The organism is Nonomuraea ceibae, from assembly GCF_019396325.1.
GTDB lineage: Bacteria > Actinomycetota > Actinomycetes > Streptosporangiales > Streptosporangiaceae > Nonomuraea > Nonomuraea ceibae.
The window spans coordinates 126318-146490 of the sequence record NZ_JAHKRO010000004.1 but is presented as its reverse complement, the minus strand read 5'-3'; the positions used below and the strand labels follow the sequence as shown (position 1 = coordinate 146490).

Genomic DNA, 20173 nt, shown 5'->3' with positions numbered 1-20173 from the left:
GCGCACGCTGCACGGAAAGTGCACCGATTCGACGTTAATAACCAGTTTCGCCGAGATATACCTGTGATCTTCAATTGACATGATCCATACCCCTCAATAACTCGACGTCAAAGGATCGCAATGAAGCGAATCATTGCCGGGCTGGCCGTGGCCGCCATGTCGACGCTGGTCACGGCGGCACCAGCGCAGGCCGCGCCCGTCAACCCGGTCAAGGCGCTGCAGAAGCAGCTCAAGCCGGGCCACGGCGTTCGGGTTTCAGAAACGAACCGGACGTTCACCGACGGTAAAGAGACCAGAAGCGGCAAGACCACCGGCGTGCTCGAATTCGGCAAGTCCGGAGTGGTCGCCTCCGACCTCACGACCCGCGTCAAGATCCCGAAGGGCGCCTCGGCGGAGATGGCCGAGATGCTGCGCGGCATCTCCAACTCGCGCGCCATCAGCGTCGGCGGCGACACCTACATGCAGGGCGGGCTCTTCAGCGAGGAGCTGCCCGAGGGCAAGAAGTGGGTGCGCTACGAGGGCGTCCAGGCCATGGGCACCGAGCAGGTCATCGACGTCTTCGACGCCAAGCTGCTCAAGGCCCTGGTCGCCAAGGCCAAGGTCGTCAAGGGCGACTACGCCGGCTCGCTGACGGCCAAGGAGCTGGGCAAGCTCACCGGCGCCAAGATCACCGGCAACGTCGGCAAGATCAAGATCTCCTACCTGCTGGACGTCGACGCCAAGGGCCTGATCAAGCGCGTGGTCAGCGACTACACGCTGGACTTCGGCCTGCTCGGCAAGACCAGGGCCGTCACCGAGAGCCGCTACACGGGCTGGGGCGGCAAGGTCAAGGTCGTCGCGCCGCCGGAGTCGCAGTGGGTCGACCTCCTCGACCTGGGCAAGGACACCGAGCTGCCGTCGGAGCTGCCCGGCAAGGGCCTCCACTCGCTGGACCAGCGGTAAACCGCGTGAAGGGCCTCATCACCGGCGTCGCGCTGGCCTCGGCCGCCGCGCTCGCCGTGGCCGCCCCCGCGCAGGCGGCGCCCAAGGACCCCCTCGCGGCGGTCAAGAAGCAACTCGTCGCGGGCAAGGGCGTCAGCTTCACCGACGCCACCACGTACGTGCGCGACGACGGCCCCGAGCCGTACCTGAAGCGCACGGGCCGCTTCATGTTCGGCAAGGGCAAGGTGGCCGCGACCGACATGGCGTCCACGTATCCGAAGGAGACCCTCCAGCGAGGGCTGGACTCCTTCCAGAACGATCGGACGATCCTGATCGGCAAGTCCGCCTACCTGTCCGGCCGCTACTACGACAAGCAGCTGCCGGAGGGGAAGAAGTGGCTCAAGACCGACAGCGCGGCGCTGAGCAACAACTGGGCCCAGCCGATCAACCCGGCCGAGCCCGCCACGCTGAAGAAGCTGCTGGCCAAGGCCAAGCGCACGGCGGGCGGCTACCAGGGCACGATCACGTTCGACGAGCTGGGCAAGGTCTCGCCCTGGTTCAACCAGAGCGTCCCGCTGTGGCGGGCAGGCGCGACCGAGGTGACCTGGAAGCTCACCGTCGGCCCTGACGGCCTGCCGAAGCGGCTGGTCACCTCCTACCCGGCCGGCGGGATGGTCAGGGGCATGCTCGGCACGCTCAGGATGGACACCACGTACCGAGGCTGGGGCGCCAAGGTGTCGATCAAGGCTCCGCCCGCCGGCACGGTCGCGGCGGAGTGACGTCCGGCGGGCCCTTCCCGAGAGGGCCCGCCCGTACCCCTCACCAGAAATGGCACCCTCATGAGAACCCTCATCACCGGCGTCGCGCTGGCCTCGGCCGCCGCGCTCGCCGTGGCCGCCCCCGCGCAGGCGGCGCCCAAGGACCCCCTCGCGGCGGTCAAGAAGCAGCTCGTCGCGGGCAAGGGCGTCAGCTTCACCGACACCACCACGCTCGTGCGCGAGTCCACCGGCCCGGAGCCGTTCATGAAGCGCACGGGCCGGATCATGTTCGGCAAGGGCAAGATCGCGGCAGCCGACCTGGCGGCGACGTACCAGGTCAAGGAAGGCGAGTCCGTCTTCAAGAACGACCGCACGATCATCGTCGGCAAGACGGCGTACGTGTCGGGCGGGATCTACCGCGAGAACCTGCCGAAGGGCAAGACCTGGCGCAAGTCCGACCACACCGGGTCGAGCAGCTGGTTCTCCCAGCCGATCAACCCGGTCGAGCCCGCCACGCTGAAGAAGCTGCTGGCCAAGGCCGAGCGCACGTCGAACGGCTACCAGGGCACGATCACGTTCGACCAGCTGAAGAAGGTGTCGCCGTGGTTCCGCATGAGCGTCCCGCTCTACATGGAGCCCAAGACCGAGGTCGACTGGCGGCTCACGGTCAGCCGTAGCGGCGTTCCGCAGCGGCTGGTCTCCTCCTACGACGCCGAGGGGCTCATCGGCTGGCAGGGGGTCACGGTCAAGAACGACACCACCTACAGGGGCTGGGGCGCGAAGGTGACGATCAAGGCGCCGACCGCCGGCAAGGTCGCTCCCAAGTCCAAGGACTGAGACCCGCCGGGCCCCTGCACGAACGACTACAGGAATCGAGAGGAATCCGCATGAAGCGCATCATCACCGGCCTGGCATTGGCGTCGGCCGCCGCCCTCGTGACGGCGACGCCCGCCCAGGCCGCTGCGCCCAAGAACCCGGTGACGGCGGTCAAGAAGCACGTCGCCCCGGGCAAGGGCGTGAAGTTCACCGAGCGCACCACCGTGATCGAGGACGGCCAGCGCGCCGTCTTCCTCAGGCGTCACGGCAGCTTCGCGTTCGGCCGGTCGGGCATCGCCGCGTCCGACATCACCGGCAAGCTGGCCATCAACGCCAGTGACCTGGACGCCGAGGAGGACTCGCTGATCGCGGCGATGACCAAGTCGGAGCGCACGATCAGGATCGGCACCACGTCCTACCTGTCGGGCGGCATCTGGTCGACCGTGCTGCCGGAGGGCGAGACCTGGTACAAGGCCCCGAACGGCCCGCCCGCGGGCATTCTGGGCGTGCTGGGCCAGCCCGTGAACATCGCGGAGCCGGCCACGCTCAAGGCGCTGTTCAAGAACGCCAAGGCGACCTCGGGCGGCTACACCGGCAAGATCACCGTCGGTGAGCTGCGCAAGGCGTCGGCGTGGTTCCGCGCTTCCAGGATGGGGGCGAAGGACACGGCCAAGACGCTGAAGACGCCGATCAACTGGCGGCTCACCGTGGACGCCAAGGGCCTGCCCACGCGCCTGGTGACGACGTTCTCGGCGGTCGCGCTGGCCATGGACAGCGGGAGCCTGAGCGTCGACACCCGCTTCACCGGCTGGGGCGGCAAGCTGACGATCAAGGCGCCGACGGCCGACCAGGTCACCACCGACCTGGAGGAGGGCGGCGAGGAGACCGTCGAGGAGTTCGGCAAGCTCAACGGCATCGCCACCAAGTAGGTCCTGAGGCCGGCCGTGGCGCCGCCACGGCCGGCCACCGGAATGTACAAAATTGAACCGTTATGACATCGTGACGCCTTCCTGGACGGCGAAACACGAGCCTCAGCTGTCACACCTACGGAACGCGTCAAGCACATAGTCCAGGAGTACGACCTGTGAAGCTCTTCCCCCGGATGCCGGCCGTGACCGCCCTGGTCGCCGCGGCCCTCTGCGTGGCGCCGACGGTGCCCGCCCAGGCCGCCGCGCCGAAGAAGGTCAAGCTCGGCATCGCCGACATCACCCCGCTCGGCGAGAAGTCGGAGAAGGTGGGCGTCGGCTTCCCCATCATCGTGACCTTCGACCGCAAGGTGCGCGACCGCGCGGCGGCCGAGTCGGTGCTGCGGGTCGAGGCCGACAAGCCCGTCGAGGGCGCCTGGCGGTGGATCGCCGACAACAAGGTCGTCTACCGCACCAAGACCTACTGGAAGCCCAACCAGAACGTGCTCTTCAAGGCCCTGCTCAGCGAGATCCCGGGCAACCAGGCGGCCAGGAACGTCAGCCGCCGCTTCGCCGTCGGCGCGCAGAACATCTCCGTCGTCGACACCCGCAAGCACGTGATGAAGGTCTACCGCAACGGCAGGCTGGCCAAGAAGATCCCGATCAGCGCCGGCCGGGGCGGGCTGATCAGGAACGGCGTCGACGTCTACCTGACCACCAGCGGCGTCCACCTGACCATGGGCAAGAAGGCCGTGGAGACCATGACCTCGTCGTGGATGGGCGTGACCGACCCCAAGGACCCGCGCTACTACAAGGAGCAGATCCCGTGGGCGGTCCGCATCTCCGACAGCGGCGAGTACGTCCACCAGAGCTACGGCGACTACCAGTTCCTAGGCCGCTCCAACCAGAGCCACGGCTGCGTGCGCGCCACCCCGGCCGGGGCCAAGTGGTTCTACGACATCGCCCAGCGCGGTGACGTCGTGAAGATCACCGGCACCAAGCGCAAGCTCGACTGGCGCAACGGCTGGAGCTACTGGCAGCTCAACTGGACCCAGTGGAAGCAGGGCAGCGCCCTCTGACCGTCTCGGCTAGAGCTTCTCCAGCGGCGCGTAGGCCAGCAGCAGCGTCTTCTCGCCGCCGGAGCCGAAGTCGATCTTGACCTTGGTCTTGTCGCCCACCCCGTCGACCGTCACCACCGTGCCGAGCCCGAAGGCGTCGTGCGTGACCCGGTCGCCGGGGTTGAGCGTCGGGACCGCGCGCCCGCCGCTCTTCTTCGGCGCGGCGGCGGGCGTGGGCTCACGGCGCGTGGCCGCGCTCCACGCCGACTTGCTCGGATCCGTACGCCACTCGATGAGCGTGCCCGGCACCTCGCTGACGAAGCGGGAGGCCGGGTTGAACGACGGCGCCCCCCACGAGCTGCGCACGGCGGCGCGGGTGATGTAAAGGCGCTGCTGGGCCCGGGTGATGCCGACGTAGGCCAGGCGGCGCTCCTCCTCCAGCTCCTTCGGCTCGCCGAGTGAGCGGATGTGCGGGAAGACGCCGTCCTCCATCGCCGTCAGGAACACCACGGGGAACTCCAGGCCCTTGGCCGTGTGCAGGGTCATGAGCGTCACGACGCCCTGCCCGCCGTCGGCGTCGGGGATCTGGTCGGCGTCGGCCACCAGCGACACCTGCTCCAGGAACTCCACCAGCGTGCCCTCCGGGTTGGCCTCCTCGAACTCGGAGGCCACGGAGATGAGCTCGTTGAGGTTCTCCAGCCGCGACTCGTCCTGCGGGTCTTCGGACGCCTCCAGCTCGGCGCGGTAGCCGGTGGCCACCAGCACCTCCTCGGCCAGCGCCGACGGCGGCATGCCCTCGCCCTTGACGATCAGCTCCTCGACGAGCGCGACGAACTCCCTGATCGCGTTGAGTGAGCGGGTCGCCATGCCCGGCGCCTCGTCGGCCCGCCGCAGCGCGTCCCAGAACGGGATCCGCTCGCGGGCCGCGAACGCCTCGACCATGGCCTCGGCCCGATCGCCGATGCCGCGCTTGGGCACGTTGAGGATGCGCCGCAGCGACACCACGTCGAGCGGGTTGGCCAGCAGCCGCAGGTAGGCCAGCAGGTCCTTGACCTCCTTGCGCTCGTAGAAGCGCACACCGCCGACGACCTTGTAGGGCAGGCCGGTGCGGATGAAGATCTCCTCGAACACGCGGGAGGCGGCGTTGGTGCGGTAGAAGACCGCGACGTCACCGGCCTTGACGCCCTCCTCGTCGCTGAGCCGGTCGACCTCCTGGGCGACGAAGACGGCCTCGTCGTGCTCGTTGTCGGCCACGTAACCGACGATCTTGGGGCCGTCGCCCTGGTCGGACCAGAGGTTCTTGGGCTTGCGCGACTCGTTGCGCGAGATGACCGCGTTGGCGGCGGCCAGGATGTTCTGGGTGGAGCGGTAGTTCTGCTCCAGCAGGATGGTGCGCGCGTTCGGATAGTCGCGCTCGAACTCCAGGATGTTGCGGATCGTCGCGCCGCGGAAGGCGTAGATCGACTGGTCGGCGTCGCCGACCACGCACAGCTCGGACATGTCGGCCCCGGCCCGCACCACGTCGCCGTCGGCCGTGCGCACCTCGGGGTGGCCGACCAGCTCCCTGATCAGGATGTACTGGGCGTGGTTGGTGTCCTGGTACTCGTCGACGAGCACGTGGCGGAAGCGCATCCGGTAGTGCTCGGCCACTTCGGGGAAGAGCTGGAAGAGCGTCACCGTGTTCATGATGATGTCGTCGAAGTCCATCGCGCCGGCCTCGGTGAGCTTGAGCTGGTAGCTCTTGTAGGCCTGGGCGAGCGTCTTCTCCAGGTGGGAGCCGGCGCGCTCGATCGCGGTCTCGTAGTCGATCAGCTCGTTCTTGAAGTTGCTGACCTGGGCGGAGAACGAGCGGGGCGGATAGCGCTTGGGGTCGAGCTCCATCTCGCGGCAGACCATGGCCATGAGGCGCTGGGAGTCGGCCTGGTCGTAGATGGAGAAGCTGGAGGGGAAGCCGAGCCGCTTGGCCTCGCGCCGCAGGATGCGCATGCACGCGCTGTGGAAGGTCATCACCCACATCGCCCGCGAGCGCGGCCCGACGAGCTTGTCGATGCGCTCCTTCATCTCCTTGGCGGCCTTGTTGGTGAAGGTGATCGCCAGGATCTCGCCTGGATGGACGTCGCGCTCGGCCAGCAGGTAGGCGATGCGGTGGGTGAGCACCCGCGTCTTTCCCGATCCCGCCCCCGCCACGATCAGCAGGGGGCTGCCATGGTGGATCACGGCCTCGCGCTGCTGCGGGTTGAGGCCATCGAGCAAGGGGTGGTCAACAGAGACGTGGGTCGGCACCCACCTAGGTTAAGACGCGCCACCGACAATCGGCGCACGGAATGCGGGTAGCCGGGCTTCGGTTGTCCCGTACGACGATCAGAAAGGGGACCGCATGCTGGCCGAGAACGAGATCGACCGGATCCTCGTCGTGTCCGCGCATCCGGACGACGCCGACTTCGGGGCCGCCGGGACCGTGGCGCTGTTCGCCGACGCCGGGGTGGAGGTCACGTACCTGCTGGTCACCGACGGTGACGCGGGCGGCAACGAGCGCACGCTGGACAACTCGGGCATGGCCGAGCTCCGCCGCACGGAGCAGACGGCGGCGGCCAAGTGCGTCGGCGTCACGGACCTGCGCTTTCTCGGTTATGCCGACGGCACCGTGGTGCCGTCGCTGGAGCTGCGCCGCGACATCGCCCGCGTCATCAGGCAGGTGCGGCCCGACCTGGTCATCACGCATCACCCCGACCGCAACTACCAGTTCGTCGCGCCGAGCCACCCCGACCATCGCGCGGTCGGCGGCGCCACGCTGGACGCCGTCTACCCCGACGCCCGCAACCCGTACGCCTTCCCCGAGCTGTTCACCGAGGAGGGCCTGGAGGCGTGGACGGTGCGCGAGGTGTGGCTGACGGGCGGCTCCACGCCCAACCACTACGTGGACATCACGGCCACCGTCGAGCGCAAGCTGGCGGCGCTGCAGTCGCACGTGAGCCAGGTGGCGCACGTCGAGGGGTTCGCCGACTTCGTAAAGAGCCGCTTCGCCGCCTGGGGGAAGGAGGCGGGGTTCCCCGAGGGGCACTACGCGGAGGGCTTCCAGGTGGTGCCGACGGCGTGACGCCGTAGCCGCAGGTCAGCCCGGAAATCGGGGCTTACTGCGAGTCGGTCGACGCGGCGCTGCGCCTGCCGCGCTGCGCCTCACCACCGCTGCCGGGCCTCCTCGGCCCACCCGGTCAGGCCGTCGAGCTCGATCCACGCGCCGTCGTCGGCCTGCGCCCGGCCGCTGAAGTGGCCGAAGCACTGGTGCGTCTCCGACCCGACGACGCCCAGCTCGGTGCGCGCGACCTTCTCGTGGAACGGCGTGAACTCCGCCTCCACCCGCGCCCCGGTGATCCGCCACGGCCGCATCCAGTCGTCGCGGTCGTAGTGCCAGGCCAGCTCCTCGCCGATCTTGTGCAGCCTGCCGTCGACGAACAGCGCGTTCTCCGTCATGCCGGTGCCGTCGGTCCACTTGCCGCCGAGCTGGATCGCCCGCCCGGGCGCGCTGCCCGCCGCCCAGTTCCACACCATCGAGTACGGCCAGCGCCCCCGGCCGTGGTCGAGCACCGCGAACGAGTCCTGCTCGCGCACCTCGTACTCGCCGGAGACCAGCCGCAGCCGCCCCCGCACCGGCCTGCCCACGTCCTTGAGCGTGTACTGGAACCGCGTGGGGCTCCACGGCACCACCACGCCGAGCGCCTCGTGCCCGTCGGGCAGCGGGATCTCCAGGTCGACCTCGATGCCCGGGGCCACGCCGCGCAGCGAGGTGCCGTCGGGCCGCTGGCGGATGTCGATGCGCAGCGCCGCCGCCCGCGCCGACGCGACGCCCTCGCCGCTGCGCTCCGGCATGGCGGTGTTGCGGGCCAGTGGCACCACCACGTCCTTGGCCGTCTCCTGGCCGGTGGCCCGGTCGAGCACGTACAGGCCGTGCACGCCCGCGTAGTCGAGCGAGGAGGCGACCACGCCGATCACGTGAGTGGGAGTGACGATCCCCCAGTATTCCCAGCGTTTGGTGCGGCCCCAGCCGCGCAGGTTGGCCCGGTGGAGCGGCCGCCGGGTCCAGCCGACCGCCGCCGGGTCGAGCCGACCGTCCGGCAGGCACAGGTCGATGGGAGCCGTGATCTCCCGCTCATGCGTCACCATGAGCGAAGGGTAGCGATCCCTGATCACCGTGGCCTGTGCGGTGGGCCGCGAGGCGGGCGAACAGGTAGCCCAGCGAGTTGGTCGCCAGGTGCAGCATGGCGGGGGCGAGCAGGCCGTTGTGCCGCCGCAGCTCGCTGAACAGCACCCCGGCCACGGCCGTCGACAGCACGCTGCCCGCCACCACCCGGGCCGTGTCGAGGTGGGCGGGCGACTCCCCCGCGGCCAGCGCGCCGAGCGCCGGGTTGGCGCGGGCCATGTCGATCGCGGGCAGGATGTGCCAGAGCCCGAACAGCGCCGACGACACCGCGGTGGCCGTGGCCGTGCCGTGGGAGCGGCGCAGCATCCCGTAGAGGGCGCCGCGGAAGCCGACCTCCTCCAGCAGGACCGTGCCGAACGGCACCTGGACCAGCGCCTCCTCCAGGACGCGGGCGCGGGAGAGCGAGAGCGCCCGCTCGTCGTGGAAGAACGGGCGGGTGCGGCGCATGCTGATGCCGGCCGAGTAGACCGCCACGACGGAGGCCGCGAGCGCGCCGCCGACGAGCGCGCCGCGACGGCCGCGCTCGAAGCCGAGCTCCCGCCACGACACGCCGGAGCTGCGGGCCATCGCGACTAACGCGGCCGTCGCGGCGGCCGAGGTGAGCGGCCCCAGCCGTGGCGCGACCTTGTTGTTGAGGACGTTGGCCGCAGCAAGCACGGCGATCGAGCGAAGCAGCACCCTTAGAGGCTACGTGGCGTCAGGAGGCCGCGGAGTTGCGCCAGCCCGCCGGGAAGCGGGTGCGGCGGCGCTCCTCCGGGGTCATGCCGCCCCAGATGCCGTCGGCCTCGCCGGCCTTCAGCGCATAGGAGCGGCACTCGGCCAGGACCTTGCAGGACGCGCAGACGGCCTTGGCCCGCGCCTCCTGGACGGGTGAGGGCGCGAGCGGGAAGAACAGCTCGGGGTCGCTGGACTTGCAGGCGCCCCTGCGCAGCCAGCCGATCTCCTCCAATGGCATGGGCCAACGCTATGCCGCGCGCATGATCGGTCGCATCATCCTCTGGGTTGACACGCGCGTACAACCTCAGCAGGCCCCCACGCCGCGCGTGTAACCCGTGGCGAAGGAGCGCTGGCGCTGTTCTGCGGTGCCGTGGGCGGCCGGGTCGAGCCAGTCGTCGGTGGGGTCGCCGGCGGCGGCCAGGTTGAGCAGCAGTTCGTCCTCGTCGCCCGGCTCGGCCGTCAGCGCGCCGGAGTCGATCAGCGCCTTCAGCGTGCCGCCCGCGTAGCAGTCGGCCTGCAGCTCGGCCTGGATGTTGAGCTGGAACTCGGTGCGGAGCTGCGCCTGCACGGCGTGGCCGAACTCGTGCGGGATGATCAGGTAGACCGAGCCGTCGCCCATCTCGCTCCACAGGCCCGCCATCCAGTCCTGGTCGAAGGCGATGAAGTGGCCGATCGGGCAGTAGAAGGCGTTGGCGGGCACGGCGGGCTCGCCGCCGCAGCTCGGGCCGCCGCCCGCCGAATAGGGGACGAAGCCGGTCACCGGCCTGTAGGTGCGCCCGGCGGCGGCGAACTGCTGCTTCCAGAACTCCTCGGTCAGCGTCCTGGCCCCGAGCACGTCGTCGGCGAAGGAGTCGGCGCCGCGCGTGTCACGGGAGGGCACGTCGAGGACGCCGCAGGCGGTGAGCAGGACGGCGATCAGCGCCAGGGGCAGCAGCCGGCGGGAGGAGGTCACGACGCTCAGACTGCCCAGGTGTGCACCGGATCATTCGTGTGCATGCGCTCGATGTACTCCAGCGTCATCCTGCGCAGCGCCTCGTGCCGGTCGCCGCCGAGCGCCCGCACCTTGTCCACCTGCCAGGTCGCGCCCGTGCGGCCGGTGAGGCAGCGGCCCTCGATGACGTCCAGCAGCCGGCCGGCCACCGCCTCGTCCACGCCGCGCCGGGCCAGCCCCTCGCGGGCCATCGGCAGCAGCCTGCGCAGGATCAGCTCGGCCGCCGGGACCTCCCCCACGCCGGGCCAGTAGAGGCGGGCGTCCAGGCCGTGGCGGGCGGCGGCGGTCAGGTTGTCCTCGGCGGCGGCGAACGACATCCGGCTCCAGACCGGCCGCTCGGCGTGCGGCAGAACGCGCATCAGGCCGTAGTAGAAGGCGGCGTTGGCCGCGATGTCGAGCACCGTCGGCCCGGCGGGCAGCACCCGGTTCTCCACCCGCAGGTGCGGCGTGCCGTCCACCACCGCGTACACCGGCCGGTTCCACCGGTAGACGGTGCCGTTGTGCAGGGTCAGCTCGTGCAGCGCCGGGACGCGGCCCGCCGCCAGCTCCGCGCGCGGGTCCTCCTCCTCGCACAGCGGCAGCAGCGCCGGGTAGTAGCGGACGTTCTCCTCGAACAGGTCGAACACGCTCGTGATCCACCGCTCGCCGAACCACACGCGCGGCCGCACGCCCTGCGTCTTCAGCTCGTCCGGCCGGGTGTCGGTGGCCTGCTCGAACAGCGCGATCCTGGTCTCGCGGTGCAGCTCTCTGCCGAACAGGTAGGGCGCGTTCGCCGCCACCGCCACCTGGGGGCCCGCGATCGCCTGGGCCGCGTTCCAGTGCGCCGCGAACTCCGCCGGGCTCACCTGGAGGTGCAGTTGCACGCTCGTGCAGGCCGCCTCGGGCGCCAGGCTGTCGGCGTGGGTGTCGAGCCGCTCGACGCCCTCGATGCACAGGTGCAGATCCTCACCCCGGGCGGCGAAGATCTGCTCGTTCAGCAGCCGGTAGCGCGGGTTGGCCGACAGCGTGCCCTCGCCGATGTCCTGCTCGCGCAGCGTCGGCAGGATGCCGATCAGCACCAGGTGCCCGCCCCGCGACCTGGCGCGCTCCTCGGCGTGGTTGAGCCGGGCGCGCACGTCGTCCTCCAGCCGCCGCGCCCCGTCGCCGCCCAGGTCCTGCGGCTCGACGTTGATCTCGACGTTGAACTGGCCCAGCTCCGTGGCCCAGTCGGGCCGCGCGATCGCCGCCAGCACCTCGGCGTTGCGCATGGCCGCCTCGCCGTCGGCGTCCACGATGTTGAGCTCGATCTCCAGCCCGGCCAGCGGCCGGTCGTCCTCGAAGCGCGACTCGCGCAGCAGCTGCGCGAACACGTCGAGGCATCGGCGCACCTTCTCCCGGTACGCCCGCCGGTCCTCCCGGCTGAACACCACCACCGGCACGTCCCTGCCCATACTTGGCAATGTCGCACGCGGCGGGCCGCGACACCAGCGTCGCGGCGGGCCGTCACACCAGGCGGCGTGCCGTAGCCCAGCGGGAGAGCTCGTGACGGTTGGACAGCTGCAGCTTGCGCAGCACCGACGACACGTGCGTCTCGACCGTCTTCACGGAGATGAACAGCTCCTTGGCGATCTCCTTGTACGCGTAGCCGCGCGCGATGAGCCGCAGCACCTCCCGCTCCCGCTGGGTGAGCGAGTCGAGCTCCGGGTCGATGGACGGCGCCTCCGACGAGGCGAAGGCGTCCAGCACGAAGCCCGCCAGCCTCGGCGAGAACACCGCGTCGCCGTCGGCCACCCGCCGGATCGCGTCGGTGAGCTCCTTGCCGCTGATGTTCTTGGTGACGTAGCCCCGGGCGCCGCCCCGGATCACGCCGATCACGTCCTCGGCCGCGTCGGAGACCGAGAGGGCGAGGAAACGCACCTGGGAGCCCGCGCCCAGCACCCGGCGCAGCACCTCCTGGCCGCCCCCGCCGGGCATGTGCACGTCCAGGAGCACCACGTCCGGCTGCAGGTCGGCGATCGCCTTGACCGCCGTGTCGACGTCCTCGGCCTCGCCCACGACCTCGATCGAGTCGCCCAGCTCGGCCCGCACCCCCGAGCGGAACAGCCGATGGTCGTCGACGATCAGCACGCGCGTCATGGCTTTTCCACCTTCATGGTCAACATCACTTCCGTGCCCTCACCCGGCTCGGTCCGAACGCGCGCCGTGCCGCCGTGGCGTTCCATTCTGCCGATGATGGACTCCCTGATGCCCATCCGGTCCAGCGGCACCGCATCGAGCTCGAACCCCTTACCGCGATCCTTCACGAAAATCGTCGTCTCTTCACCCTCCACCTCCGCATAGACGGAAATGGACGGACTCTCAGAGTATTTGGCCGCGTTGACCATCGCCTGCCTGGCCGCCTTGAGCATCGCGCCCAGCCTGCCCTGCGTGTCGAGGTCGATGTCACCCACGCACACCACCTCGATCGGCACGCCGTGCGCGTCCTCCTCCTCGGCCGCGATCCGGCGCACCGCCGCCGCCAGCGTCGCGTCCGCGTCCTGGGCCGGCTGGTACAGCCAGTTGCGCAGCTCGCGCTCCTGCGAACGGGCCAGCCTGGCCACCTCGCGCGGATCGTGCGCGACCCGCTGGATGAGCGTCAGCGTGTGCAGCACCGAATCGTGCACCATCGCCGCCACCTCGGCGCGCTCCTCCTGCCGGATGCGCTCGCGCCGTTCGAGCTGCAGCTCCTTCCACAGCCCGGCCAGCCACGGGGCCGCGATCACCGCGAGCCCGCCGACCACCACCGCCGTGAACATCAGCCCCGGCCGCGCCTGCTGGAACTGCCCCTCCACCAGCAGGAACCCGATCGCGCCGACGATCACCAGCAGCACGCCCAGCAGCGTACGCACCCGGTTCTTCCTGATGCTCTGGGTCGCCCCGCTCACCCAGTGCTTGCGGCGCTCCGGATCGGCCTGCTGCCACAGGATGATCGTGCCGATGCCGCCCACCGCGAACGGCAGCATGCCGATCCCGCCCTGCGACGCGCCCGTCAGCCAGCCGAACGCCAGCAACGCCACCCCGATCGCGGCGAACGCGGCAAGCTGGCTCCAGTCACGGGCCGGCACCGGGCGGCCCTCGTTCGGCTGCTGCGGCGTGAGCATCCAGAGCACCGCGTACGCGACCACCCCGACCCCCTCCACGACGCTGAGCAGCACGAACATCAGCCTGATCACCACGGGATCGAGCTTGAGCTGCGTGGCGAGCCCGTGGGCGACACCGCTGACGAGACGGCCCTCCAAGGGACGTGTCATCCTGCGATACGGCGCGTCGGCGCCCGGGCCCGGCTCGGCGAGAGTCTTCTGGTCAGCCATAACATCGCCATAGTCACACGTCGCGGGCATCGCGGGCATCAGGGAACAACCCCCGGGTCGGGTCAGGGGTCTCCCCGATGCGACCGCCTTCGCAGGTGAGCGACGATGGTGGCATGACAGAAGCACCGTCCAGGGAACCGGCCGCTCCCCCTGCCACGCTGCGCCGCAGCAACGAGGGACGATTCCTCATGGGAGTGTGCGCCGGCCTGGGCCGGCACACCGGCGTCGACCCGGTCGTGTTCCGGGTCGGCTTCGCGGTGCTGATGTTCGGATCCGGGATCGGGTTCATCCTGTACATCGCGGCGTTCATGCTGATGAAGGAGCCCAACGGGAAGCCGGCGATCATCGAGCAGTGGACCCGCCGCGACTTCGACGCCGACACGGTGCTGGCGCTGCTGACGGCCGTGCTCGCGCTCGGGCTCGTGCTCAACCTCTCCACCGTCTGGCTCGGCGCCGGGACGCTCGTCGTCGGGCTGTTCCTGGCCATCGCCCTGCTGGCCGCGCACACGAGCGGCGTCGACCTTCTGGCGCTGGCCCGCTCCATGCCCGAGCGCCTCAACCGCCGTCCCCGCCCGGACGGCCTCGCCACGTCCGACGACTTCCCCCGCCCGGCCGCCGCCGCTCCCCCGGCGGACGCTCCCTCCGTGAAGAGCGCGCCCGCCGCCGAGGCGGCTCGGGCCGAGGAGGACGTCCCGTCCGAGCAGGAGTCGCCCGCCGCCGAGACGGTACGGGCCGACCTCCCCGAGGAGACGGCCGCGCCGGTCGCCGCCGCTCCGGAGAGCGCGCCCGCCGAGGAGGCTCGGGAGGAGCGCGCGGCGAACACCGAGGAGCGGCGGGCCCGGCGAGACCCGGAGGCGCGGCGGCTGCTGGAGGACGAGGCGCCGTTCGCCAAGACGGCGGCGTACGCGGTGCCGACGGCGGCGCGACCCCGAGCCGAGCACCCCACGACCGACCCGGGGCGGCGGACGGCGGCGCACCCCGCGTACGGGGAGCCGTTCGCCCCGCACGGCCCGTACGAGTCGCGCTACGGCTCCTACCAGCCGCTCGACCCGGCGCGGCGCGGCGGCGGCTACTCGCCCTACGACCCGGCGCTGTACCGCCGGCCGGTGCCGCGGGAGCGTCGGCCGAAGTCGTACATCGGCGCCATCACCATGGCGCTGGCAACGATCATTGGAGGGATCCTCGTGGCGGTGCAGGCCGCATCACCCTCGGGAGTGCAGCCCACGCTGGTCGCGGGCGCGGTGCTGGTGACCATCGGCGCCGGCCTGCTGATCGCGGCCTGGTGGGGCCGGGGCGCGGGCCTGGTGGCGGCGGGCACCCTGGTGACGCTGCTGATCGGGGTGGGCATGATGTTCGGCGGCCTGCCGGCCAAGGTCGGCGAGTCCGTATGGCATGTGACGAACCCGGCGGAGTCGAACCGGGTGTACGACGCGGGAGTGGGCGACGGCAAGCTGGACCTGTCGGAGCTGCGGCTGGAGCCGGGGGCGAAGGTGACGTTCGACGCGTCGATCGCGGTGGGCGAGCTGGCGGTGGTCGTGCCGCCGACGGCGCGGGTCGAGGTGCACGCGTTCAACCGGATCGGTGACATCAAGGTGGACCAGTCGCTGCGTGGCGGCGTGGACGTCCAGTTCGACAAGGTGCTGGAGCCCGAGGTGGAGCCGGAGGGCAAGGCGCCGACGATCGTGCTGAACCTGAAGGGCGGCGTGGGAGACCTGGAGGTGCGCCGTGGCGCGTGATCTCGACAGGCCGCGCAGGCTGCACCGGACCGACTGGATGGCGCTGCTGAGCGGGTCGCTGTTCGTGGTGCTCGGCATCCTGGTGCTGACGGGTTCGATCACGGATTCGCTGGTCCTGCTGCCGGTGATGGTGGTGGGGCTGGCGTTCGCGGGCCTGGTGGCGATCGTGGCGAGGGCGGTTCGCGGTAAGTAACCCTTGACCGGGACATACCCGGGCGTACGTTGGCGTTGTCCGCCTTTCCCCCTGCTCCGAGGGAGGACGTATGCCCCGTATCACCGTCACCGTCGACGGGATCACGTACGAGGAGGAGGTCGAGCCGCGGCTCCTCCTCGTCCATCTGCTCCGAGAACGGCTGGGCAGGACCGGCACGCCGGTCGGCTGCGACACCAGCAACTGCGGCGCCTGCACCGTGATGCTCGACGGCAAGAGCGCCAAGAGCTGCTCGGTGCTCGCCGTGCAGGCCGACGGCTGTGAGGTCGTCACGATCGAGGGTCTGGGCGCGAACGGGTCGATGCACCCGATGCAGCGGGCCTTCCACGAGGAACACGCGCTGCAGTGCGGCTACTGCACGCCCGGCATGGTCATGGCGGCGATCGACCTGCTCAGGGAGACGCCCGAGCCGTCGGAGGAGGCCATCCGGGAGGGCCTGGAGGGCAACCTGTGCCGGTGCACCGGCTACTGCAACATCGTCCGCGCGGTCAGGCGGGGCGCCCAGGAGATGGGGCGGGCGGTGAGGACGTCATGACCGAGGTCGGCAGGGCCAGGAGGCGCAAGGAGGACGCGCGGCTGCTGACGGGCCGCACCCAGTGGACCGACAACCTGCGCCCGCCGGGGACGCTGCACGTGGCGTTCCTGCGCAGCCCGATGGCGCACGCGCGGATCACCCGGGTCGACGTGTCGGGGGCGCGCGGGATGACCGGGGTGGTGGCGGCGTTCTGCGGCCAGGACCTGGCGGCCGAGCAGGGCAGCCTGCCGTGCGCGTGGCCGGTGACCGAGGACATCGTTATCCCGGACCATCCGCCGATGGCCGTGTCGGAGGTCCGCTACGTGGGCGAGGCGGTGGCGTGCGTGGTCGCCACCGACCGCTACCTGGCGGCCGACGCGCTGGAGGCGATCGAGGTCGACTACGAGCCGCTGCCGGCCGTGGTCGGCCTGGAGGAGGCGCTCGCGCCGGACAGCCCGAAGGTGCACGAGTCGGGCAACCAGGCGTACACGATGAAGGTCACCTCGGGCGACGTCGACGCGGCCTTCCGTGACGCCCCGATCGTCATCGAGCGCACCTACCACCAGCAGCGGCTCATCCCGGCGGCGATGGAGCCGCGGGCGGTGCTGGCCAGCACGGACGGCGACTCGTACACGGTCTGGACGGCGACGCAGATCCCGCACGTGCTGCGGGTGATGCTGGCGCTGACCACCGGCATCCCGGAGCACAAGATCCGCGTGATCGCCCCGGACGTGGGCGGCGGGTTCGGCTCGAAGCTGCAGGTCACCGCCGAGGAGGTGCTCTGCCTGCTGCTCACCCGCCGGCTCGGCAGGCCGGTCAAGTGGAACGAGTCCCGCTCCGAGGGCAACCTGACCGTGCATCACGGCCGCGGCCAGGTGCAGCGCGTCAAGCTCGCGGCCGACGCCGACGGCCGGATCCGCGGCCTGCGCGTGGAGCTGCTGGCCGACATGGGCGCGTACCTGATGCTGCTCACGCCCGGCGTCCCGCTGCTGGGCGCGTCGATGTTCAACGCGATCTACAAGATGGACGCCTACGAGTTCGGCTGCACGGGCGTGTTCACCACGAAGATGCCCACGGACGCCTACCGAGGCGCGGGCCGGCCCGAGGCGACGTTCGGCATCGAGCGGATCATGGACGAGCTGGCCGCCGAGCTCAAGGCCGACCCGCTGGAGGTGCGGCGGCGCAACTGGATCAGGCACGAGGAGTTCCCGTACACGACGATCTCCGGCCTGACCTACGACTCCGGCAACTACGAGGCGGCCACGGACAAGGCGATGGCGCTGTTCGGCTACGACAAGCTGCGCGCCGAACAGGCCGACCGGCGGGACCGGGGGGACCCGGTGCAGCTCGGCATCGGCGTCAGCACGTACACGGAGATGTGCGGGCTGGCCCCGTCGCGGCTGCTGAAGGAGGCGCGGTACGCGGCGGGCGGCTGGGAGCACGGCGCGGTGCGCATGCTGCCGACCGGCAAGGTGGAGGTGATCACGGGCACGTCGCCGCACGGCCAGGGGCACGTGACGGCGTGGAGCCAGATCGCGGCCGACGCGCTGGGCGTGCCGTTCGACGACATCACGGTCATCCACGGCGACACGGCCATCGCGCACAAGGGCATGGACACCTACGGCTCGCGGTCGCTGGTGATCGGCGGCGTGGCGGTGCTCCAGGCGTGCGAGAAGGTCAGGGAGAAGGCCCGCAAGCTGGCCGCGCACGTGCTGGAGTGCGCGCCGGACGACCTGGAGTTCGCCGGGGGCGCGTTCACGGTGCGCGGCACCGACGCGCGCGCGACGATCCAGGAGCTGGCCTTCGCCGCGTTCACCGCGCACGACCTGCCCGACGGGGTGGAGGCGCGGCTGGACTCCGAGGCGACCTACGACCCGGACAACTACTCCTTCCCGCACGGCACCCACCTGTGCGCGGTCGAGGTCGACACCGAGACGGGCCTGACGAGAATCCGCTCGTACGTGGCCGTGGACGACGTCGGCAAGGTGGTGAACCCGCTCATCGTCGAGGGCCAGGTGCACGGCGGCATCGCCCAGGGGATCGGGCAGGCGCTGTTCGAGGAGGCGGTGTACGACGCGGACGGCAACCTGCTGACCAGCACGCTGGCCGACTACCTGCTGCCGTCGGCGGCCGACCTGCCGGACTTCGTCACCGACCGGACCGAGACCCCGGCGACCGGCAACCCGCTGGGCGCCAAGGGCGTGGGCGAGGCGGGCTGCATCGCCTCGACCCCGGCCGTGGTCAACGCCGTCGTGGACGCGCTGCGCCCGTACGGCGTCCATGACGTGGCGATGCCGTGCACGCCCGAGCGCGTCTGGCGGGCGCTGGAAGGAGCGCGGTCATGATCCCGGCCCAGTTCGACTACGTCCGCCCGGACTCGCTGGACCAGGCGTTCCGGGAGCTGGCCTCGGATGAGGACACGAAGGTCCTGGCCGGCGGGCAGTCGCTGCTGCCGTTGCTGCGGCTGCGGCTGGCGTACCCGTCCAAGCTGGTCGACGTGGCGCGGCTGCCGGAGCTGGCGGGCGCGCACGACCGGGGCGACCACGTGTTCGTCGGCGCGATGACCACGCACGACGAGGTCATGCGCTCGCCGGTGGTGCGCGAGGGCTGCCCGCTGGTGGCGCTCGCGACGGCCACGGTGGCCGATCCGGCGGTGCGGCACCGCGGCACGTTCGGCGGCTCACTGGCGCACGCGGACCCGGCGGGCGACCTGCCGGCCGTGGTGCTGGCGCTGGACGGCGTGTTCGTCGCGCGCTCGGCCGGCGGCGAGCGGGAGATCCCGGCGGCCCGGTTCTTCGTCGACTACCTGGAGTCGGCGCTGCTGCCGGGCGAGATCCTGACCGGCGTGAAGATCCCCAAGCTGGGTGACGGCTGGGGCTTCCACTACGAGAAGTTCCACCGCACGGCGCAGGCGTGGCCGATCGTCGGCGTGGCCGTCGCGGTCCGGCGCACGAACGGCGCGATCCAGGAGGCCAGGATCGGGCTGGCCAACATGGCGCCGACGCCGCTGCGGGCCCGCGCCGCCGAGTCGGCGCTCCAGGGCGCCGAGCTGGGCGACCAGGTACGGCAGGCGTGCGGGGAGGCGGCGGAGGGCACGGCGCCGCCGGCCGACCTGCACGCCCAGCCGGACTACCGGCGGCACCTGGCCAGGGTGCTGACGCATCGCGCGGTGCGCACGGCCGCCGGGGCTCCCTGAGCCCGCGTCCCGTGGGGGCGCCGCCCTTCCGGGTCGCCCCCACGGGACGTACGCTCGCAACCAGTCGGGAAGGAGCGGATCGATGGCGATGCGGTTCGAGCACGAGTTCACGGTCCCGGTCCCCGTCGAGCAGGCGTGGGCGGTGCTGCTCGACGTCGAGCGGGTCGCGCCGTGCCTGCCGGGGGCGACGCTGGACATCTTCGAGGGCGAAGAGTTCACCGGCAGGATGAAGGTCAAGGTCGGGCCGATCACCGTCACCTACCGGGGCACCGCCCGGTTCGAGGACGTGGACAAGGACGCGCACACGCTGACCCTGCGGGCGTCGGGCAAGGAGGCGCGCGGCTCGGGCACGGCGTCGGCGACGGTCAAGGCGCGGCTGACGCCGGGCGACGGCTCGACGTCGGTCGCGGTGGAGACGTCGTTCAACGTCACGGGCCGGCCGGCGCAGTTCGGGCGCGGCGTGATGGCGGAGGTCGGCGGCAAGCTCATCGACCGGTTCGCCGCCAACCTGGCCGACCTGCTCACCGAACCGGCGGCCCCGGAGATCGCCGAGTCCCCGGAGCCTCAGGCTCCCGGGCCGGGTGAGCGGCATCTGGCCGCCGTCCCGGAGGAAGCGGTGGAGAGCCCGGCCAGGCCCGCGGGGACGGCGCGGACGGCGCTGAGCGCGGACGAGGAGGCGCTCGACCTGCTGGAGGTCGCCGGGGCGCCGCTGATCAAGCGGGTGGCGCCGGTCCTGGGCGCGCTGGCCGTGCTGGCGCTGATCGTCTGGGCGATTCGTCGCCTTATGCGGTGATTTTAGGCAAAAACCCCATCAAGTCCGGAC

The 20173-nt window shown here is 71.1% G+C and carries 20 protein-coding genes; 12 read left to right on the top strand and 8 right to left on the bottom strand.

Annotated elements, in window-relative coordinates; genetic code table 11:
* The first annotated feature begins 120 nt into the window (after nt 1–120).
* From KME80_RS04755 to KME80_RS04735, 5 genes are all read left to right on the top strand, one after another.
* The gene (locus tag KME80_RS04755; protein ID WP_219500627.1) at nt 121–942 is read left to right on the top strand and encodes a hypothetical protein; all 822 of its coding nucleotides are present in this window, start codon (nt 121–123) and stop codon (nt 940–942) included.
* Nucleotides 943–947: 5 nt separating this feature from the next.
* Nucleotides 948–1700, top strand: coding sequence for a hypothetical protein (locus KME80_RS04750; protein ID WP_219500625.1), 753 nt, complete (start codon nt 948–950; stop codon nt 1698–1700).
* Nucleotides 1701–1760: 60 nt separating this feature from the next.
* Nucleotides 1761–2516, top strand: coding sequence for a hypothetical protein (locus KME80_RS04745; RefSeq protein WP_219500623.1), 756 nt, complete (start codon nt 1761–1763; stop codon nt 2514–2516).
* Nucleotides 2517–2566: 50 nt separating this feature from the next.
* Entirely contained in the window at nt 2567–3424 is an 858-nt protein-coding gene (locus KME80_RS04740; protein ID WP_219500621.1) for a hypothetical protein, read from the top strand.
* Between the two features lie 155 nt (nt 3425–3579).
* Complete coding sequence (locus KME80_RS04735) at nt 3580–4479, top strand: L,D-transpeptidase (protein WP_219500619.1); 900 nt, start codon at nt 3580–3582, stop codon at nt 4477–4479.
* A gap of 9 nt (nt 4480–4488) precedes the next feature.
* Here KME80_RS04735 and pcrA read toward each other — a convergent pair whose 3' ends face one another.
* Nucleotides 4489–6741: a DNA helicase PcrA gene (pcrA, locus tag KME80_RS04730; RefSeq protein ID WP_504739698.1), complete on the bottom strand. Its 2253-nt coding sequence runs from the start codon at nt 6739–6741 to the stop codon at nt 4489–4491.
* 94 nt (nt 6742–6835) lie between these two features.
* Here pcrA and KME80_RS04725 point away from each other — a divergent pair, with 94 nt between their 5' ends.
* Nucleotides 6836–7555, top strand: a complete 720-nt coding sequence (locus KME80_RS04725; RefSeq protein WP_219500616.1) for a PIG-L deacetylase family protein — start codon at nt 6836–6838, stop codon at nt 7553–7555.
* An 80-nt stretch (nt 7556–7635) separates the two neighbouring features.
* Here the strand turns inward: KME80_RS04725 and KME80_RS04720 are convergent, their stop codons facing one another.
* The 7 genes from KME80_RS04720 to KME80_RS04690 all read right to left on the bottom strand — a co-directional run bounded on the left by KME80_RS04720 (nt 7636) and on the right by KME80_RS04690 (nt 13693).
* Nucleotides 7636–8619, bottom strand: coding sequence for a DUF2804 domain-containing protein (locus tag KME80_RS04720; protein WP_219500614.1), 984 nt, complete (start codon nt 8617–8619; stop codon nt 7636–7638).
* Nucleotides 8606–9334: a CPBP family intramembrane glutamic endopeptidase gene (locus KME80_RS04715; protein WP_219500613.1), complete on the bottom strand. Its 729-nt coding sequence runs from the start codon at nt 9332–9334 to the stop codon at nt 8606–8608. Before KME80_RS04715 ends, KME80_RS04720 begins: the two co-directional genes overlap by 14 nt.
* 19 nt (nt 9335–9353) lie before the next feature.
* Nucleotides 9354–9611 carry a WhiB family transcriptional regulator gene (locus tag KME80_RS04710; RefSeq protein ID WP_219500612.1) on the bottom strand — a complete coding sequence of 86 codons (258 nt, stop codon included), beginning with the start codon at nt 9609–9611 and terminating at the stop codon, nt 9354–9356.
* Between the two features lie 66 nt (nt 9612–9677).
* Nucleotides 9678–10325, bottom strand: a complete 648-nt coding sequence (locus KME80_RS04705) for a neutral zinc metallopeptidase (RefSeq protein WP_219500611.1) — start codon at nt 10323–10325, stop codon at nt 9678–9680.
* Nucleotides 10326–10330: 5 nt separating this feature from the next.
* Nucleotides 10331–11794: a glutamate-cysteine ligase family protein gene (locus KME80_RS04700; RefSeq protein ID WP_219500610.1), complete on the bottom strand. Its 1464-nt coding sequence runs from the start codon at nt 11792–11794 to the stop codon at nt 10331–10333.
* 52 nt (nt 11795–11846) lie between these two features.
* Nucleotides 11847–12479: a response regulator gene (locus KME80_RS04695; protein ID WP_219500609.1), complete on the bottom strand. Its 633-nt coding sequence runs from the start codon at nt 12477–12479 to the stop codon at nt 11847–11849.
* A complete protein-coding gene (locus tag KME80_RS04690) occupies nt 12476–13693 on the bottom strand; it encodes an ATP-binding protein (RefSeq protein ID WP_219500787.1) in 1218 nt (405 codons plus the stop codon). Before KME80_RS04690 ends, KME80_RS04695 begins: the two co-directional genes overlap by 4 nt.
* 113 nt (nt 13694–13806) lie before the next feature.
* On the opposite strand from KME80_RS04690, the gene KME80_RS04685 reads away from it, so the two are divergent.
* The 6 genes from KME80_RS04685 to KME80_RS04660 all read left to right on the top strand — a co-directional run bounded on the left by KME80_RS04685 (nt 13807) and on the right by KME80_RS04660 (nt 20143).
* The gene (locus KME80_RS04685) at nt 13807–15429 is read left to right on the top strand and encodes a PspC domain-containing protein (RefSeq protein ID WP_219500608.1); all 1623 of its coding nucleotides are present in this window, start codon (nt 13807–13809) and stop codon (nt 15427–15429) included.
* Nucleotides 15419–15622 (top strand): hypothetical protein, encoded by a 204-nt coding sequence (locus tag KME80_RS04680; RefSeq protein ID WP_219500607.1) that lies wholly within the window; start codon nt 15419–15421, stop codon nt 15620–15622. The genes KME80_RS04685 and KME80_RS04680 overlap by 11 nt, the downstream gene beginning before the upstream one ends.
* Before the next feature lie 70 nt (nt 15623–15692).
* The gene (locus KME80_RS04675) at nt 15693–16175 is read left to right on the top strand and encodes a (2Fe-2S)-binding protein (RefSeq protein WP_219500606.1); all 483 of its coding nucleotides are present in this window, start codon (nt 15693–15695) and stop codon (nt 16173–16175) included.
* Nucleotides 16172–18499, top strand: a complete 2328-nt coding sequence (locus KME80_RS04670; RefSeq protein WP_219500604.1) for a xanthine dehydrogenase family protein molybdopterin-binding subunit — start codon at nt 16172–16174, stop codon at nt 18497–18499. The genes KME80_RS04675 and KME80_RS04670 overlap by 4 nt, the downstream gene beginning before the upstream one ends.
* Nucleotides 18496–19350, top strand: a complete 855-nt coding sequence (locus KME80_RS04665) for an FAD binding domain-containing protein (protein ID WP_219500603.1) — start codon at nt 18496–18498, stop codon at nt 19348–19350. Before KME80_RS04670 ends, KME80_RS04665 begins: the two co-directional genes overlap by 4 nt.
* Nucleotides 19351–19432: 82 nt before the next feature.
* Entirely contained in the window at nt 19433–20143 is a 711-nt protein-coding gene (locus KME80_RS04660; RefSeq protein ID WP_219500601.1) for an SRPBCC family protein, read from the top strand.
* Nucleotides 20144–20173: the final 30 nt, after the last annotated feature.